Annotated in this window: 3 protein-coding genes; 1 reads left to right on the plus strand and 2 read right to left on the minus strand. The window is 75.4% G+C overall.

Features of this window, described 5'->3' with window-relative positions; genetic code table 11:
• Together HGA02_RS17645 and HGA02_RS17650 are read right to left on the minus strand one after the other, a co-directional pair.
• On the minus strand, window positions 1-650 hold a 650-nt coding region (locus tag HGA02_RS17645; RefSeq protein WP_246248029.1), incomplete at its 3' end, for an NYN domain-containing protein.
• A 92-nt stretch (window positions 651-742) separates the two neighbouring features.
• Window positions 743-1,162, minus strand: coding sequence for an ATP-binding protein (locus tag HGA02_RS17650; protein ID WP_168680540.1), 420 nt, complete (start codon window positions 1,160-1,162; stop codon window positions 743-745).
• Window positions 1,163-1,289: 127 nt separating this feature from the next.
• Here HGA02_RS17650 and HGA02_RS17655 point away from each other — a divergent pair.
• Window positions 1,290-2,027: VIT1/CCC1 transporter family protein (locus HGA02_RS17655; RefSeq protein ID WP_210728764.1), on the plus strand; the 738-nt coding region annotated here is incomplete at its 3' end.

A 2,027-nucleotide genomic window follows, 5' to 3' on the forward strand; every position in this document is an offset into this window, starting at 1 on the left:
GGCCCGCGGCCGCCGGAGCCGGCCGCGCGGTCGGCGACGGGCGCGTCCACCGGCTCGTCGTCCTCGGGCTCGTCGGCCGCGGACGTCTCGAGCAGGTCGTCGTAGTCGGCGAACTCGTCGCACGCGGCCATGAGCGCGCGGGACGTCGCCCCGGCGACGCCGATCCCGACGACGTACCGCCCGAGCCGCTTGGCGCGCTGCGCGAGCGCGACGTAGTCGGAGTCGCCGGCCACCACGACGACGTGCGTGACGTCGGGCAGCCGGAACAGGTCCTCGACGACGTCGACCGCGAGCCGGATGTCGGCGCCGTTCTTGAGCCCGGCGGTCACGGGGAAGAGCTGCGTGAGGTCGACGGCGCGGTCGACGAGCTGCCGCTGGTAGGCGGCGTTGGCGGGCACGGACCAGTCGGCGTAGGCGCGGCTGACGACGACCGACCCGAACGACGACGCGTAGTCGAGGATCGCGCCGACGTCGACGCGCGCCTGCGCGAGCCGCTGGGCGACGGGGTCGTCGGCGCGCGCGTCCATGCGGTGCTCACGGGCGCTGTCGCGGTACCAGTCGCCGCGGCGGAACGTCTGGTCGTAGCGCGAGATGACGATGTTGTCGAAGTCGACGTACACGGCGACGCGGGCGGTGGTGGTCTCCGGCATGCGGCCCATCCTGGCGTGCGGGAGTCAGGTCCGCGGCGCGAACGCGTCGGGCCGGGGTGACGGACGTGTCACCCCCACGAGGTGCGGGTGGCTCAGGCCTGCGGGGCGAACCGCGCGAGGTCGGCGGGGACGTCGTCGTGCCGGAGCTCGAACCAGACGGCCTTGACGGCGACGCCGTCCTCCTCGGGCGTGGTGCCCCAGCTGCTCGACAGCCGGTCGATGAACATGACCCCGCGGCCGCCGAGCGCGGTGGGCGGCGGGTTGCGGAGCACGGGCTCGTCACGCGCGCCGTCGGTGACCTCGACGCGCGTGCGGACGTCGTCGACGTCGACGCGGAGCGTCACGGGCGGGTCGGCGTGCGCGACCGCGTTCGTCACCAGCTCGCTGACGAGCAGCACGAGCACCTCGAGCCGGGCGGGCTCGACGCCGGCCTCGACGAGTCGCTCGCGTGCCCACCGGCGCGCCGGCGCGACCGCGGAGAGCGCGGGTGCGACGGACGTCTCGGCGCGCATGCGGGGCCTCCTGCTCGACCTCGTCCGGGGTGACGGTGTGGGGACTCCGCCACGGTTGTGCACATCCGGCGATTCGGCAACTCGAACTCGGCCCTCGGGACGAACCTCCACCCGCACGCGTGTGAGCATGGTCGCCGTGGCCCCCGTCGCACCGTCCGCCCCGCACCGACCGTCGCCGCGCCAGGTGCGCAGGTGGCGGCGCTATCTCGCCGACGAGCGGGCCGAGGCGGCGGTCTACCGTGACCTCGCGGCGCGCCGCACGGGTGAGGAGAAGGCGATCCTGCTGGCGCTCGCCGAAGCGGAACGCCGGCACGAGCAGCACTGGCTGGACCTGCTGGGCGACGACGTGGGGCGCCCGCTCCCGGGCGACGTGCGGACACGCGTGCTGGGCTGGCTGGCCCGACGGTTCGGGTCGGTGTTCGTCCTGGCGCTCGCGCAGCGTGCGGAGGCCCGGTCGGAGTACGCGGACGAGGCCGACGCGACCCCGCGCATGGCCGCGGACGAGCGCATCCACGAGGAGGTCGTGCGGGGGCTCGCGACCCGCGGTCGCAACCGCATGTCGGGCACGTTCCGGGCGGCGGTGTTCGGCGCGAACGACGGCCTGGTGAGCAACCTCGCGCTCGTGCTCGGCATCGGTGCGAGCGGCGCGTCGCAGGCCACCGTGCTGCTCACGGGCCTGGCCGGGCTGCTCGCGGGCGCGCTCTCGATGGGGGCGGGCGAGTACGTGTCGGTGCGGTCGCAGCGCGAGCTGCTCGAGGCGTCGCGACCCGGCCGGCACGCGGCCGAGGCGCTGCCGCACCTCGACGTCGACGCGAACGAGCTCGCGCTCGTCTACCGGGCGCGCGGCCTGGACCCGACCGAGGCG

The organism is Cellulomonas septica (assembly GCF_012396155.1).
In the GTDB taxonomy this organism is placed as follows: Bacteria; Actinomycetota; Actinomycetes; order Actinomycetales; family Cellulomonadaceae; genus Cellulomonas; species Cellulomonas septica.

Excerpts from the sequence above, each read along its gene's own strand:
- HGA02_RS17650 (WP_168680540.1), bottom strand. The coding sequence starts at position 1,162 with ATGCGCGCCGAGACGTCCGTCGCACCCGCGCTCTCCGCGGTCGCGCCG.